The following is a 13,429-nucleotide window of genomic DNA, read 5'->3' as shown; positions in this document are numbered from 1 at the left end:
ACTCCTGTCGCTCGGAACCAATATCGATGGCTGGAACAGACGACGAAACGCTCGACGACCTCCCACCGAGCGCGAAACTTGTTTTCAAAGTCCTGGAGTACAACGGGACGCTGACTCAGAAGGGGATCGTCGAGGAATCGATGCTGTCGGCACGCACCGTGCGGTACGCGCTGGAACGCCTCGAAGGAATCGGCCTCGTCGAAGAGGACGTTTACTTCGCCGATGCCAGACAGAATATCTACGAACTCACCGCGGCGGCCGAAGCCGCCATCGAAAACAGCGAGGCGATCGCCGACTAATCACACATCCTTCGAGAGCCGCACCGCCCGGATCGCCGTCAACACGACGACGACGCCGAGTGCTGTCGCCGACGCGAAGACGATCGCCAACAGGAGAAACCACGCCTCCGGGCCGACGATCGGATACGTTCGCTCGAACCCAACTGGGCCGAGGAGCTCGAAGATCCGCACCAGGTAGGCGAGTGCGGCGACACCGACGCCGACGCCGAGCCCGATAACGGTGTTTCGTTTGACCGCCAACGCCGCAAGCAACCCTCCTGTCGGTGGCCCGTCTGTCTGCCCGTCAGCATCGCCGTCGCTCATACTTCCCGCTACGCGCCCGGCCGACAAAAGGGGCACCGACTGCCGGTCGTGATCAGTGTTTGGTCACCGGCGCGCTCATACGGGATCGAACCGCTAAAGAACGGGGCGACCCTCCGCTCGGTAATGACGATCACGCTCGGAACCGCCGCGGCCGATCCCGGAGAGGTCGATACCGGTCGGCTCGCGGTCGGTGAGACCCGCGATGGGAGTCCGGCACGCCTCCCGGTTGCGGTTATCAACGGGGCCGAGGATGGCAAGCGGCTCTATCTCCAGGCGGTCAGCGACGGCAACGAGCTCAACGGGCTTGGGGTCATCCGGCAGCTGGTGCCACAGCTTGATCCCGACGAGATCGCCGGCGAGATCTGTATCGTCGCCATCGTCAACTACCACGGGTTTCAGGTCGCCGAACACCGCAACCCGATCGACGACCGCAAGCTCAACCGCACATTCCCCGGTGACGCGGAGGGCACCGCCAGCGAGCGCATCGCCGACGCCGTCTTCGAGATCGCCAAAACGGCCGATCTGATTTTGGATCTCCACCAGGGGTCGACCAGTCGGATGATCGATGAGGTGCGGGTGCGGTGTGGCCGCCGGCACACAATGCACAGCGAGTGTCTCCGCTTGGCGAAGGTGTTCAACTGCGGCTACGTCCTCGATCAGAAGGGGCCGGAGGGCCAACTCGCCCGGGTTGCCCCGGATGAGGGGATCCCGACGGTCGACCCCGAGCTCGGCGGCTCGGTCGGCTTTGACGCCGACAGCATCCAAACCGGCGTTGACGGCGTTTACAACGTTTTGCGGCACTACGAGTTCCTCGACGGCGGGCCATCGATGGAACGCCAGACCAGAGCCAAACGGTTCGATCAGTACGGTGCGTCGGCGGGCGGGGTGGTCGACTACCGCGCCGAGCTTGGCAGCCGTGTCGATGCCGGCGAGACGCTGTTTGTGGTGACCGACGCCTTCGGCGCGGTGAAAGATGAGGTTACCGCCGACAACAGCGGGATCCTCTGGCGGTCACGCCGACTGCCCCAGGTTGCCGTCGGCGAGTACGTCTGTTCGATCGGCACCAACGTCGACAGCTACTGATCCGGCTTTCGGCCCCGCACATGCTATAAGTAGTCGGATCACATATCGCCACCAACGGAGTATTCGGGCGATGACACAGCACGACACCATAGGCCACACCACCGGGCAGGCACTCACCGAGGAGTTACAGCGATGACCGCACCGAAGGTTCTGCTGGTCGAGGACAGCGAGTTCATGTCGATGCGGGTTGTCGACGCGCTGGAATCCACCCACGGGATGGAGCTGACGGCTGTCACAACGGCAAGTGAGGCGCGAAAAAGCCTCAAAACCGATAGCTTTGACGTGGTTGTCGTCAACTACGAGCTCCCGGACGAAACCGGGATCGAGTTTGCCGGCTCGCTGAACCGCTCCGGCACCGACCCGAATGTCCCGATCATCCTGCTGACGGGCAAGGAGCTCGAACCGATCGCCAGCGACGCTGTCGACAACGGTGTCACCGAGTTTGTCTACAAGGGCGACCACGCCGCCGCCGATATGGACGTACTTGCAAATCGCATCGAGACCGTCATCGCCGCCTACGGCACCACGGCAGCGTAGTCGAGTACTGCTGTTTCTCCTATCGCTCCGGATGCGTTGGCGCGTCGAAGCCGCCGCGAACGAGCGGTTTGGCGATATGGCGGCGCGCACAGGGCGGCACCTCATACCACCCCTCATCGAGGTCGCGGTCGACCTGCCGGGTGACCTTCCCCGGAGCCGACGTGCCGCAGTCCCGACACCGATACCCCTGCCCGCTGCCGGCTGATTTCATCCGCCGGCCGCAGCCCTCGCAGGTCGGTGTCACGCGCTCGGTGCGATCGAGTTCCCGAACGGCGAACTTTTCGAGCTTGATCGCCCCGTCGCTGTACTCCCCACAGACCGTGAGCCGGTCGCCTGTCCGAAGCGCGCGAACCCGGTCGCGGAACCGTTTGGTCGGCTCGAAGGCGACACAGTCGGCGGTCGCGTCACCTATCGCGCCGTCCGCGTCGGTGTCTGCGTCCTCATCGCGCACCGAGCCAAGTGTGAAGAAGACGTGGCCGCCCTCCCGTGTTGCTGGCGGCTCGGTGACAACACCGTCGACGCGGTAGGCCCTGCCGCCTTTCAGCGAGTCAAGCGTGCCTGCCTGGAGATGCAGGTCGGTTCCTTGGTTCGTCACAAAACAGCGATCGCGTTCGACTGACTCGCTGTCGATCGCGTCGGCAACGCTGACGACGGCATCGGGATCGTCGCCACGGATCCCATAGAGGATCGGGCCGGGGGCGTTTGGCACACAGACCGCCCCCTCCTCGCGGTCGACGGTATCCCAGACGGTCGGATAGCCGCGATCGGCGGCCGCAAACACCGAATCGATGTCGACCTCCCGGGGTGAGCCACAGCGGTCGAACTCGCGGTAGGCGATCTGTTCGTACGTCCACTCGTCGAACGCTGCCCACGCGCCGACGGCCGCCAGCGCGCCGATCCGGCCGCGACCCGCCACATCGCAGCCCGCACCTGCCCACCCGCGATGCTCGTAGCCCGCCCCGTCGGCAACGTCGACCGCGGTGGCAAGGCTGAGTTGGTCGCGTACCGCGCGCCCAGCCAGGTCGGCGACGGCGTCGGGGATCGTCTCGGGGTCGTTATCGGCGACAACGAGCCCAGGGCTCGTTTGGGCGTCGGCGTCGACAGCGAGGGCGTCGATGCGTTCGGCGGCGAGATCGACTGCTGTGGCGGCCGGCAGGTCGGTGTGGATCGCCAGCGCGGCATTGCCCCGGGTTTTGTGTTCGACCGCCGGGTTGAGTCGCACCAAGAGCGTCCGCTCGACGCTCCCGTCGGCGTCGACGATCGCCTCGGCCAGCCGGGTGGCGAGGTAGGTCGTACACATCCCCCGTGTTCGGGAGTCGGTGTCGTCGAGCCCGATGACGGTCATTGTCGTTGGTACTGCGTCGGCGCGAAAACCCGTTTCGGGTTCGTCGCTGCCAGTGGGTCGCCGAAGTTGACGTTCAATAGTAACCGACTGCGTTGGCCCGGGACACGATTTTATATCCTTTGGCGTCGAACAATCTGATATGCCGACCGAGACCGTCTCCGAGCGGGTTCACGAACTCGCAGAACACCACGACCTCGATGAATCCGTGGTCATTCAGCAGGCTGTCGAAGCCGGTGTCGAGACGCTGTACCGGGACATGGTCGTCAGCAGGTATCTCGCAGATGAGATCGCCCGTGAGGAGGCAGTTGAACAGCTGGGTGCCGATGTTGTCAACGAAGTCGAGATCGCACGGGACGCAGTCGAAGACGACGTGCGGTGGGGCTTGCAGGCCTGAGCGCGGCCGATGGATCGAGTGATCGTTGCCGACGCTGGCCCAGTAATCCATCTCGCACAGGCTGCGGCTCTGCCGCTCCTCGAACGGATCGGCCAGCTTTCGATTCCACAGACTGTGCTCGACGAACTCGCACGTGGGTCAGTCGATCTGTCCGATCTCACCTACTCCGCCGTGAGCGTTGCCGCCGATCTCGACTCGACGTATTCGCATCTCGACCCGGGAGAGACAGCAGCCCTCACACTCTGCGTCGACCGCGACGGGATACTCCTCACCGACGACCTTGCTGCCAGAGAGACGGCTGATACCGAGGGTATTGAGGTTCATGGCTCGATAGGCGTCGTCCTGTACGGCTACAGCGATGGCGACCTGTCAGCTACCGAGACGAAGCGGTTGCTTCGCGCCCTCCGGCAGGATACGAACCTCTATCTCTCGGCCCCGCTCGTCGAGCATGCTATCGAGTTGGTCAATACTAACGACGCGGGCTGGTAGCGGCGCGGCAGTTTATATATAATCGTATCGGTGGTCTCAAACCCGAAATCCGGTGACGTGAGCCTGACCGTGCCGGATCGTCGCCGCAACGTATATATGTGATAACTCACTAGTCCCGGCTATGTCACGGTCAGCACTGGTCGGTAACATTACCGCGATGCTGGCGGACGCCGATTTTCTCGTCAGCGACCGGTGTTCCGTTCGACCGAAGAGCTTCGATCTCGCGGCCCGCCGCGGAGACGATCTTGTGCTGTTGAAGGTACTCGGCAATATCGACGCGTTCAACCCTGAAACCGGCGCGGAGCTCCGGCGGCTCGGCGAGTATCTCTCGGCGACGCCGATGGTGATCGGCCTGCGGACGCGCAACGAGGATCTCAAACCCGGCGTCGTCTACTTCCGCCACGGCGTCCCGGTGTTTAATCCCGATACGGCTTACGACCTCTTCGTCGAAGAAGTCCCACCGCTGATCTACGCCGCCCCTGGCGGCCTGTACGTCAGCATCGACGGCGATCTGTTGGCCGACGAGCGCGAGGATCGCGGCTGGAGTCTCGGCCGGCTGGCGACCGAACTTGGTGTCTCTCGGCGCACAGTTTCAAAATACGAGGATGGGATGAACGCCTCGATCGAGGTGGCGATCCAGCTGGAGGAGCTGTTCAATCAGCCGTTTTCGAACCCGGTTTCCGTCCTCGATGGCGCGGAGGAGGTTCACGATGCCGATCCCGTTCCGGAGGAGCCCGATGCCGACCCCGACGACGAACACGTGCTGACGGTGTTGGCGGAGGCCGGCTTCGATGTCCATCCGACGACGCGCTCGCCGTTTAAGGCCGTTAGCAAGGCAACCGATCGCCGTGGGAGCGACATGTTGACCGGCCACTCCTCGTTTACCGAAAGCGCGGAGAAACGCGCCGAACTGATGAGCTCGATCGGTCGCGTCACGAAAACACGGTCGGTGTACTTCACCACCGAACAGACAAAACGCGAGTCGGTCGATGGGACAGCGATCGTCTCCTGTGCGGAGCTCGCCGATATCGATGATCCGGAATCGATCCGGGAGCTGATCCAGGATCGTGGGGCCGAACCGGAGGCTTAGGCGTAGTGTGTTTCGAGGTGGGCGACGATATCGTCGCTTTCGGGCATCCCGTCGATATCGTGTTCCGGATCAATCAACACCGGGACACCGGTCTGGCCGCTGACCTCCTTGACCTCGGTTCGCTCGCTGTGTGAGCGCGGCACCTCTCGGGATTCGTACTCCAATCCGAGCTCGTCGAGCTTTGAGATAACCTTCGCACAGTACGGACAGCCCGGCAGTTCATAGAGGATAAGCTCTGACATCATCGGTTCTACGGCCGGCAGGCAAATGAAGCCACTGGTGCTGTGTGTGACAGCACCCCAAGCGTTGGAGCTATCGCCTACGTCGGTCGGCCGGGAGCGACTCAAGCGGCTCCAGGAGGGGTGCCACGTCACGCTGAACGGCATACCCGGGTTTCACCGGCCGCCGATAAAACGCTACGGCCGCAGATAGTAGCATGCCGCAGGTCTGGATTCGACCTACAGCACATGCCGTAGATCTGGATGCCGACCTACAGTAGCATGCCGCTGGTCTGGATGTAGAAGTAGACGATCAACACGGCTGCCAGCAGCCACTGGCCGGCGCGGATGTCGTCGGCCTCACCGGCGGCGGCTTTCACCAGCGGGTAGCTGATGATCCCGGCGGCCAGCCCGTCGGCGATCGAGTACGTCAGCGGCATGATCGTGATCGTCAACGCCGCCGAGATCGACCACGCCGGATCCCGCCAGTCGATGTCGACGACGCCCTCGAACATGATGATCCCGACGATCACCAGCGCGATAAACGAGGCGTAGCTCGGGATCGCCGAGGCGATGGCGACAAACGGGATCATCAACAGGAAGAGGACGGCGACGACGAGTGTGGTGAGCCCCGTGCGCCCGCCGGCTTCGACACCGGTCGAGGACTCGATGTAGGTCGTCACCGTCGAGGTGCCGAGCATCGCGCCGACGGTTGTGCCGACGGCGTCGGCCATCAGCGGCTTGTCCATCTCCGGGAGTTCGCCGTTCTCATCGAGGAAGTCGCCGAACTGCGCGATCCCGATCAGCGTGCCGGCGGTATCGAAGAAGTCCACGAAGAAGAACGTCAACACGACGAAGCCGAACGTTAGCGGTTCGACCTGCGAGAGGCCGTCGATGAACGCGCCGGCCAACGGCGTGATATCGTACTGAATCCCCGTGATCACGCCAAGGACACCCTGTTGTTCGACCGCCGACAGCACCGACTCGTTGACAAGGACGCCGCGGTCGACGACGCCGCCCAGCGTCAGCGCCCAGCCGGCGATGGCGGTCGTGAGGATGCCGATGATGATCGAGCCGGTGATCCCGCGGGCCCACAATAGCAGTGTCAGCGCGACACCCGAGAGCCCGAGGATCGCCACCGGATTCGAGCCGACCGAGCCAAGAGTGACGAGGGTTGCCTCGTCGTTGACGATCACCTGAAACTCCTGAAGGCCGATAAACAGCAGGAAGACGCCGATACCCGCGCCGACGGCGAACTTGACGGGCTCAGGGAAGAGGTTGATAATGTACTCCCGCGCGCCGATGGCCGTCAACACGATGAAGAGGATCCCTTCGACAAAGACCGCCGCGAGCGCGGTCTGCCACGGGATGCCTAAGCCGAGGACGACCGTGAACGCGAAGAAGGCGTTCAGTCCCAGACCTGGCGCAAGCCCAAATGGCCGATTTGCGTACAGTGCCATCACAAGCATCGCGGCCACCGAGGCGAGGATCGTCGTGATGGCGATCATCTGGAAGACCTCGGGGTCGGTGTACCCCTCGATGCTGATCGCGTTCGACAACACCGTCGGGTTGACGACGATGATGTAGGCCATCGCAAGGAATGTTGTCGCGCCGGCGATCAGCTCCGTGTTGACATCGGTGTCGTGATCATCGAGATCGAAAAACGAGTTGAGTCCCATTTGTGGTGTGTAGCGGTTGTCTCCGACACTGACTTAAAAATTCGCATAATTGTGCGATGACCTACGATGTTCTCGTCAAATACCGATGAACAATCGTGACATCCTACGGAATCCGTCGTGTGGGTGGACGGTGTCGCCGCAGCGCGGTCGCCGGTCGGTTTCTGGTGACAGCGAACAGCTTAGTCGACAGTCGTCAACGCCGCCACCGGCGCGTCGGTACGCTCGCGGGCGCGGGCTAACCCCTCGTCGCCGACAGCGATCAGCGTGAACACACCGACGACCTTGGCGTCGGCCTGGGCGGCGATATCCAACAGGAGGGCTTGGGTTTCCCCCGAGCGGATCAGATCGTCGACGATGAGTACCGATTCACCCCCGTCGAGCCCGGCGGCCGGCAGATAGTAGGTGAGCTCGATCCCGGAGGTGAGTCGCTGACGGGCTTCGATAAACTCCTCGACGGCGGTCTCCTTTGACTTCTTGGCGTAGGCCAGTCGGGCATCGAAGTACGACGCCATCGCCGCCCCAAGGGTGATGCCGTCGGTGGCGGCGGTCAACACCACGTCCGGGCGTTCGAAGCCGACGCTGGTGGCGGCGACCGGCGCGACGCGGTCGAGAAACGACTGATCGAAGACGACCGCGGAGTTGTCGACATACCCCTCGTCGTCGACGCTGACACGGGCGCGGAGCTCGGTCGCCATGGCCTCACGGCCGATGTCGCCAACGACCGCCTCGGCGCGGTCGACACCCGGCAGCACGTGGCCGTTGACATACCGGTTGAGATCGCCTTCCGGCAGTCCGGTTTCCGCGGAGAGCTCCGCGTAGGTGCGATCGGTTTTGAGGGTTCGGAGCACAGCAACGGCCTGCAGCTGGAGGGCGGCTTTCTCGGCGCGATTCATACTGGGTGTTCGAGATTGTGCAATGATGAATACATCGGAACGGAGACACGTGTCGGTGGTCACCATAGTGGATATTGGCTGTCGACTCGCATCACACGATATCCTGTGATACGAATAAAACGCCGCTATCGGAAACAATTGTTTTTGAAATCAAAAAACGTATTTCTATATCCCAAATAGTTAAGTGACTGGCAGCCGAACAAATAGCTGCTATGAGCACCCAAGAGACAGTTCGTCAGCGGTTCGATGAGATCGAGGAATCCGAGGCCCTCCGCCTTGATGCGGACAAAGCCGAGCAGATCGTCGACGCGCTGAACACGGATCTCGCCAACGCCTATGTCATGTATCACCAGCTCCACAAACACCACTGGAACGTTGAGGGCGCGGAGTTCCGAGACCTCCACCTCTTCCTCCAGGAGGCCTACGAGAACATGGAAGCCGGCGCGGACATGATCGCCGAGCGCGCCCAGGCGATCGGCGGCGTTCCGATCGCCGGCCCGGCCAACCAGGAGGAACACGCCACCGTCGAGTTTGAGGGTGAGGATGTCTACGATATCCGCACCTCCCTCGAAAACGACATGGAGGCCTACGCCACCATCATCGAGGGGATGCGCGACCACATCCAGCTGGCGGCCAACCTCGGCGACCCGACGACCGAACACATCCTCAAGGAGATCCTCGTCGACATCGAGGAGGACGCCCACCATATCGAACACTACCTCGAAGACGACACGCTCGTCGTCGATTCGGCGACCAACTAACGACCGCCGCGGCCACTCGTTTTTTACTGCAAACGCAAACGCGCACACAACGGACAGAGACATCGACAGCCGTGATCGACTACCGCAGAAACAGACAGCTTACCGCGAGACAGTGACGCTGTAGTCGGTGGCGATCCAGCCGTCTTCGTTGCCCTCCTCGGTGAAGACGGTACGATCAGGCGTCGCATTGCAGGCCGACACAGACGGGGTTGCAGCGGCCGGCTCAGGTTCGGTGCTCGACTCGGTCACGTCGGTGGTTTCCATACAACTTCTTAGGTATGCCTAAAGGGATATACGTTTCGGTCGCCCTAATCCTCCCGGTCAGTTCTGGCGATCAGTAGCTGATAGCAACTGGGTGATCCCCGTTGTCGTCCCGCCGACGCTGGGCTGCCACAGTCTTAACCGAGCCGCGACCGAAGGAGGGCGTATGAGCCCACCCGCAGACAGCCCTGATCGGCCGCGGGATCGCGATGAGCTGGCGGCCCAACTCGACGAGCTGGAGTCGACGCTGACCGACCTCCGTGGGGAACTCCGCGAGAACGATCGTCGCGGGCCGCCACAGCCCCCGCGGCTGGGCGACCTCCTGCGGTTTACCGAGGAGTACACGATCCCGACGCTGATCGCCGCGCTTGAGGCGACGATCAAATCCCTGGAGCTACTCCAGCGAACCCTCCGGCTGGCCGACCCCGCCCGCGCCGCCCGCGAGGAAGGCGAGGCCGCTCGCAGCCGGCTCGACGCGGTCGGCACCGAGGCCGGCCAACAGCTCGCCGGCGCGCTCGCCGAACTCCGAACCGCACTCGCCGAGGCTGACCTCCCCGAAGACGGCGACTCGCGGGATCTCATCACCGACGCCCGCGATCTCACCGGCGAGATCGAACGACGACTCCGAGAGGCCGAAGGAACCGTCAGCGATCAGTGGGATCGGGAGCGAGACGGGAGGTCGCGGGGCCGACAGTCGAACGCCGCCGGAACCAACGACGGCGTGATGATCGATGTCAGTGACGACGGTGACGACGGTGACGGCGGTGACGACAGCGACGACAGCAGCCGGTCGCCGGCTGCCGACGGCAGCAACGCCGACGCCCCCTCGGTCGATGTCGACGCCGAACTCGAATCGATCAAAGACGAACTTGACGAGGCCGAACAGGCGATCGACGACGCGGAGCGTGATGAGAACCCGGACGAATCGACGGACGACGACGACGACACCGACGCGACCTAGTTACTCGACCGGGCGGAACCGATAGCCGTCCCACGACTGGCTTTTTCGTTCGCGGATCCCGGCATCGGGATCGCGGAGCTCCGCGGCATACACCGGTTCAACGGTGTCGCCGATCTCGACATCGCCGGTCGTCAGCTGACCGATCGCCCGCACCGGCTCGCCGTCAACGTGGAACTCGACGATAGCGAGATGGTTCGGCTCGCGGACGCCCGGCGGTGTCGCCGTCGAGGTTGTCCACGTCACGACAGTCGCACGGTACTCGCTGAGATCGACCGTCCCGACCGGTTCTTGGCTCTCGGGGCCGAGTGGGTGAACCGGGTACAGGATCGTGCCGTCCGGGTAGCGGGCGGCCTCCATCGGCGGCTGGTCGTCGGTTTCGTCGGCGTCGGCATCGTCGGTGGCGTCGCTTGCGGTTTCGTGATTGCTCATTGTCCGGCCTCCATGATCGTCGTAATAACACAGTTGCCAAAGCCGCCGACGTTGCAGGCAAGGCCGGTGTCGGCCTCGACCTGTCGTGGACCGGCCGCACCGGTGAGCTGCTGGTAGATCTCGTAGACCTGCGCAACGCCGCTCGCGCCGAGGGGGTGGCCCTTCGATTTCAGGCCACCAGAGGTGTTGATCGGGAGCTCGCCGTCGCGGTCGGTGACACCCTCCTCGACGGCTTTCCAGCCCTCGCCCTGCTCGAAGAAGCCGAGGCCCTCCGACTGCAGGAACTCAAGGATGGTGAACATATCGTGGAGCTCGGCCACGTCGATGTCGTCGGGGCGGAGGCCGGCCTGTTCGTAGGCGATCGCACTGGAGTCGACGACGCCGTTCATCACGGTTGGATCTTCGCGCTCGTGGACGACGTGGGTGTCGGTCGCGCCGCCGATCCCGGAGATGACGGCGTACTCGTCGGCGTACTCGTCGGCGACTGATTCGGGGCACAGCAGCAGGGCGGCCGAGCCGTCGGTAATGGGACAGAAATCATAGAGTCGCAGCGGATCGGCGACGATCGGCGACTCCATGACGGTCTCAAGATCGACCTCCTTCTGGAACTGGGCGTGGGGGTTGTCGACGCCGTTTTTGTGATTTTTCACCGCGACCTTGGCGAGACTTTCGCGTGGGGCGTCGTATTCGTGGAGGTATCGCCGGGCGGTCAACCCAGCAAACGAGGGCAGCGTGACGCCGTGTTTGTACTCGGCGGGGTGGGTCAGCGAGGCGATCACATCGGTCGCCTCGGCGGTGGAGCGGTGGGTCATCTTCTCGCCGCCGATCAGCAGGGTGAGATCGCTGGCTCCCGACGCCACTGACTGCCACGCGCTGTAGACGCCCGCGCCACCCGACGAGCTTGTCTGATCAATCCGGGCGGTGTAGGCCGGCAGCGCGTCGAGGTCGTGGGCGACGGCGTTGGCGATCCCGGTTTGGCCCTCGAACTCGCCGCTGGCCATATTCGATACGTAGAGATGCTCAAGGTCGTCGCCGTCGACACCGGCGTTGGCCAAGCAGTCCTGGCCGGCCTCCGCGAGCAGCTCGCGGATCCAGCCCTCGCGCTGGCCGAACTGGGTCATCGACGCGCCGACGATCGCAACGCGATCCATACCACGTTTCTCACCGCGGGGTAGTTACCGATTTCCCTTCCAGCCCATCTCGGGCGATTTAACAGGACGGGACGGCGACCATTGGGCATGGAACCGGATCGTACGCTGCCGTATCTCGGTGCCGGAGCCGCGCTCGTCTTTGCCGTGCTGGCGGCGGCCCCGTATCTACTCGTCCAAGGGCAGTCACAGCTGCTGGCCGGCTACTACGGGGCTGGGCCGTTCGGCGTCGCCGGCGCGATCTTTCTGGCCGTCCTCGGCGTCGTCATCTTCCTGTCGGGCGTCCGCGGGCAGGCTGATCCGACGCTTGTCGCGGGGATCATGCTCGCGGTCGGATTGGCGATCTTCGGGTTGACGGCGGTGTGGGCGTTGGCCATCCCTTCGACAATCCTCTATAGCTTTCCTGCTGACTACGGCTGGCTCGAATACCATCCGTGGGCGAGTCTGGTCGCCAGCGGCCTCATCGCCGGCAGCGCGGCGGGGTACGCCCTCGTCGTCAGCTAACCGGTTTGTGGGATCGATCAGGGAGTAATGACGAGTTTGCCGAGGAAGCTCTCTTCGAGGACGGCGCGCTGGGCCTCGCTCGCGCCATCGAGATCGTAGCGTTGGGCGAGCTGAACCTCCAGCTTGCCGTCGGCCATCAGTGCGGCGACGTTCGACAGCGGCTCCCGCAGATCCGGCGTGTTGAACATGCTCATCAGCGTCAGCTGCAGATCCTTCCCGCGGGCAGCCGAGGATTGACTGAACCCGACCGACTGCTCCTTCTCGCCGATGCCGACGACCCGACAGCCGGTGGCGGCCACGTCGGCGTCGAACTGGAGATACTCGTGCATGCGGTGATCGAGAATCACATCGACACCGCCGTCGCTGGCATCGAGGACAGCGTCGGCGAGATCATCGCGGCGGTAATCGAAGGCGTGATCCGCGCCGAGATCGGCAAGCTCGTCGTGGTACCCCGGCCTGGCGGTCGTGATGACCTCCGCGCCCGCGGCGGCCGCAAGCTGGACAGCCGCGTGGCCGACGCCGCCGCTCCCCCCGTGGATCAGACACCGATCGCCGAGTTGGAGCTCGGCATGATCGATCAGGGCGCGCCACGCCGTGACGGCGGCGACGCCAGCCGCGCCGGCTGCGACGGTGTCGACACCCTCGGGAAGGGCGACGACCCGGTCGTCGGGGGTCGCGGCGTACTCGGCGTAGCCGCCGTAGTGATCCTTGCCGATGCCGGTGGCCATGACCGCATCGCCCGCGGTGAACCCGGTCACATCGTCGCCGATGGCAACGACCTCGCCGGCGGCGTCGATACCGGGGATCATCGGCAGCGTGAACGGCTCGTAGGAGCCCTCCCGAAAGTAGGTGTCGACGGGGTTGACCGCCGCGCCGTGGACGTCGATCAGTACCTCCTCGCCTGCCGGCTCGGGGCGGTCAATTTCGTCTACCTGGAGTACGTCGGTGCCACCGTGGCTATGAAATCTGACGGCGCGCATAGCTGGATTGAGGGCCGGTAGTCGAATAAACACCGCGGCGAGGTCGGGTCGTTAG

The 13,429-nt window shown here is 63.8% G+C and carries 18 protein-coding genes; 9 read left to right on the top strand and 9 right to left on the bottom strand.

Annotation, left to right across the window (positions count from 1 at the left end; all coding sequences use genetic code 11):
• The first annotated feature begins 26 nt into the window (after positions 1 to 26).
• Positions 27 to 299: a MarR family transcriptional regulator gene (locus EWF95_RS01330; protein ID WP_142442182.1), complete on the top strand. Its 273-nt coding sequence runs from the start codon at positions 27 to 29 to the stop codon at positions 297 to 299.
• On the opposite strand, the gene EWF95_RS01325 is transcribed toward EWF95_RS01330, so the two are convergent.
• A complete protein-coding gene (locus EWF95_RS01325; RefSeq protein ID WP_142442181.1) occupies positions 300 to 602 on the bottom strand; it encodes a DUF7536 family protein in 303 nt (100 codons plus the stop codon).
• A gap of 123 nt (positions 603 to 725) precedes the next feature.
• On the opposite strand from EWF95_RS01325, the gene EWF95_RS01320 reads away from it, so the two are divergent.
• Together EWF95_RS01320 and EWF95_RS01315 are read left to right on the top strand one after the other, a co-directional pair.
• Positions 726 to 1,685, top strand: a complete 960-nt coding sequence (locus EWF95_RS01320; protein ID WP_142442180.1) for a succinylglutamate desuccinylase/aspartoacylase family protein — start codon at positions 726 to 728, stop codon at positions 1,683 to 1,685.
• A 132-nt stretch (positions 1,686 to 1,817) separates the two neighbouring features.
• Positions 1,818 to 2,222, top strand: a complete 405-nt coding sequence (locus EWF95_RS01315; RefSeq protein ID WP_142442179.1) for a response regulator — start codon at positions 1,818 to 1,820, stop codon at positions 2,220 to 2,222.
• A gap of 19 nt (positions 2,223 to 2,241) precedes the next feature.
• Here the strand turns inward: EWF95_RS01315 and EWF95_RS01310 are convergent, their stop codons facing one another.
• The gene (locus EWF95_RS01310; RefSeq protein WP_142442178.1) at positions 2,242 to 3,567 is read right to left on the bottom strand and encodes a tRNA(Ile)(2)-agmatinylcytidine synthase; all 1,326 of its coding nucleotides are present in this window, start codon (positions 3,565 to 3,567) and stop codon (positions 2,242 to 2,244) included.
• Positions 3,568 to 3,706: 139 nt separating this feature from the next.
• Between EWF95_RS01310 and EWF95_RS01305 the strand changes: the two genes are divergently transcribed.
• From EWF95_RS01305 to EWF95_RS01295, 3 genes are all read left to right on the top strand, one after another.
• A complete protein-coding gene (locus tag EWF95_RS01305; RefSeq protein ID WP_142442177.1) occupies positions 3,707 to 3,961 on the top strand; it encodes a hypothetical protein in 255 nt (84 codons plus the stop codon).
• 9 nt (positions 3,962 to 3,970) lie between these two features.
• Positions 3,971 to 4,450: a nucleic acid-binding protein gene (locus tag EWF95_RS01300; RefSeq protein ID WP_142442176.1), complete on the top strand. Its 480-nt coding sequence runs from the start codon at positions 3,971 to 3,973 to the stop codon at positions 4,448 to 4,450.
• 121 nt (positions 4,451 to 4,571) lie between these two features.
• The gene (locus EWF95_RS01295; protein ID WP_142442175.1) at positions 4,572 to 5,540 is read left to right on the top strand and encodes a transcriptional regulator; all 969 of its coding nucleotides are present in this window, start codon (positions 4,572 to 4,574) and stop codon (positions 5,538 to 5,540) included.
• Here the strand turns inward: EWF95_RS01295 and EWF95_RS01290 are convergent.
• The 3 genes from EWF95_RS01290 to EWF95_RS01280 form a co-directional block, all read right to left on the bottom strand.
• Complete coding sequence (locus EWF95_RS01290) at positions 5,537 to 5,782, bottom strand: glutaredoxin family protein (RefSeq protein WP_142442174.1); 246 nt, start codon at positions 5,780 to 5,782, stop codon at positions 5,537 to 5,539. The genes EWF95_RS01295 and EWF95_RS01290 overlap by 4 nt on opposite strands.
• 248 nt (positions 5,783 to 6,030) lie before the next feature.
• The gene (locus EWF95_RS01285) at positions 6,031 to 7,437 is read right to left on the bottom strand and encodes an NCS2 family permease (RefSeq protein WP_142442173.1); all 1,407 of its coding nucleotides are present in this window, start codon (positions 7,435 to 7,437) and stop codon (positions 6,031 to 6,033) included.
• Between the two features lie 179 nt (positions 7,438 to 7,616).
• Positions 7,617 to 8,330 (bottom strand): phosphoribosyltransferase family protein, encoded by a 714-nt coding sequence (locus tag EWF95_RS01280; RefSeq protein WP_142442172.1) that lies wholly within the window; start codon positions 8,328 to 8,330, stop codon positions 7,617 to 7,619.
• A 212-nt stretch (positions 8,331 to 8,542) separates the two neighbouring features.
• Here EWF95_RS01280 and dpsA point away from each other — a divergent pair, with 212 nt between their 5' ends.
• The gene (dpsA, locus tag EWF95_RS01275; RefSeq protein WP_142442171.1) at positions 8,543 to 9,091 is read left to right on the top strand and encodes a DNA starvation/stationary phase protection protein DpsA; all 549 of its coding nucleotides are present in this window, start codon (positions 8,543 to 8,545) and stop codon (positions 9,089 to 9,091) included.
• Positions 9,092 to 9,190: 99 nt separating this feature from the next.
• Here dpsA and EWF95_RS13400 read toward each other — a convergent pair whose 3' ends face one another.
• Positions 9,191 to 9,355, bottom strand: coding sequence for a hypothetical protein (locus EWF95_RS13400; protein WP_185911663.1), 165 nt, complete (start codon positions 9,353 to 9,355; stop codon positions 9,191 to 9,193).
• A gap of 163 nt (positions 9,356 to 9,518) precedes the next feature.
• Here EWF95_RS13400 and EWF95_RS01270 point away from each other — a divergent pair, with 163 nt between their 5' ends.
• Positions 9,519 to 10,313, top strand: coding sequence for a DUF7547 family protein (locus EWF95_RS01270; protein WP_142442170.1), 795 nt, complete (start codon positions 9,519 to 9,521; stop codon positions 10,311 to 10,313).
• Here the strand turns inward: EWF95_RS01270 and EWF95_RS01265 are convergent, their stop codons facing one another.
• Both EWF95_RS01265 and EWF95_RS01260 read right to left on the bottom strand, forming a co-directional pair.
• Positions 10,314 to 10,742, bottom strand: coding sequence for an OB-fold domain-containing protein (locus EWF95_RS01265; protein WP_185911662.1), 429 nt, complete (start codon positions 10,740 to 10,742; stop codon positions 10,314 to 10,316).
• On the bottom strand, positions 10,739 to 11,893 hold the full coding sequence (locus EWF95_RS01260; RefSeq protein WP_142442169.1) for a thiolase family protein: 1,155 nt from the start codon (positions 11,891 to 11,893) through the stop codon (positions 10,739 to 10,741). The genes EWF95_RS01265 and EWF95_RS01260 overlap by 4 nt, the downstream gene beginning before the upstream one ends.
• An 87-nt stretch (positions 11,894 to 11,980) precedes the next feature.
• On the opposite strand from EWF95_RS01260, the gene EWF95_RS01255 reads away from it, so the two are divergent.
• A complete protein-coding gene (locus EWF95_RS01255; RefSeq protein WP_142442168.1) occupies positions 11,981 to 12,394 on the top strand; it encodes a DUF7548 family protein in 414 nt (137 codons plus the stop codon).
• 17 nt (positions 12,395 to 12,411) lie between these two features.
• On the opposite strand, the gene EWF95_RS01250 is transcribed toward EWF95_RS01255, so the two are convergent.
• The gene (locus EWF95_RS01250; protein ID WP_142442167.1) at positions 12,412 to 13,374 is read right to left on the bottom strand and encodes an NADPH:quinone reductase; all 963 of its coding nucleotides are present in this window, start codon (positions 13,372 to 13,374) and stop codon (positions 12,412 to 12,414) included.
• Positions 13,375 to 13,429 lie beyond the last annotated feature (55 nt).

The sequence above is a fragment of the Halonotius roseus genome (assembly GCF_006861655.1).
GTDB classification, from domain to species: Archaea; Halobacteriota; Halobacteria; order Halobacteriales; family Haloferacaceae; genus Halonotius; species Halonotius roseus.
This window is presented reverse-complemented; position numbering and strand designations above follow the sequence as displayed.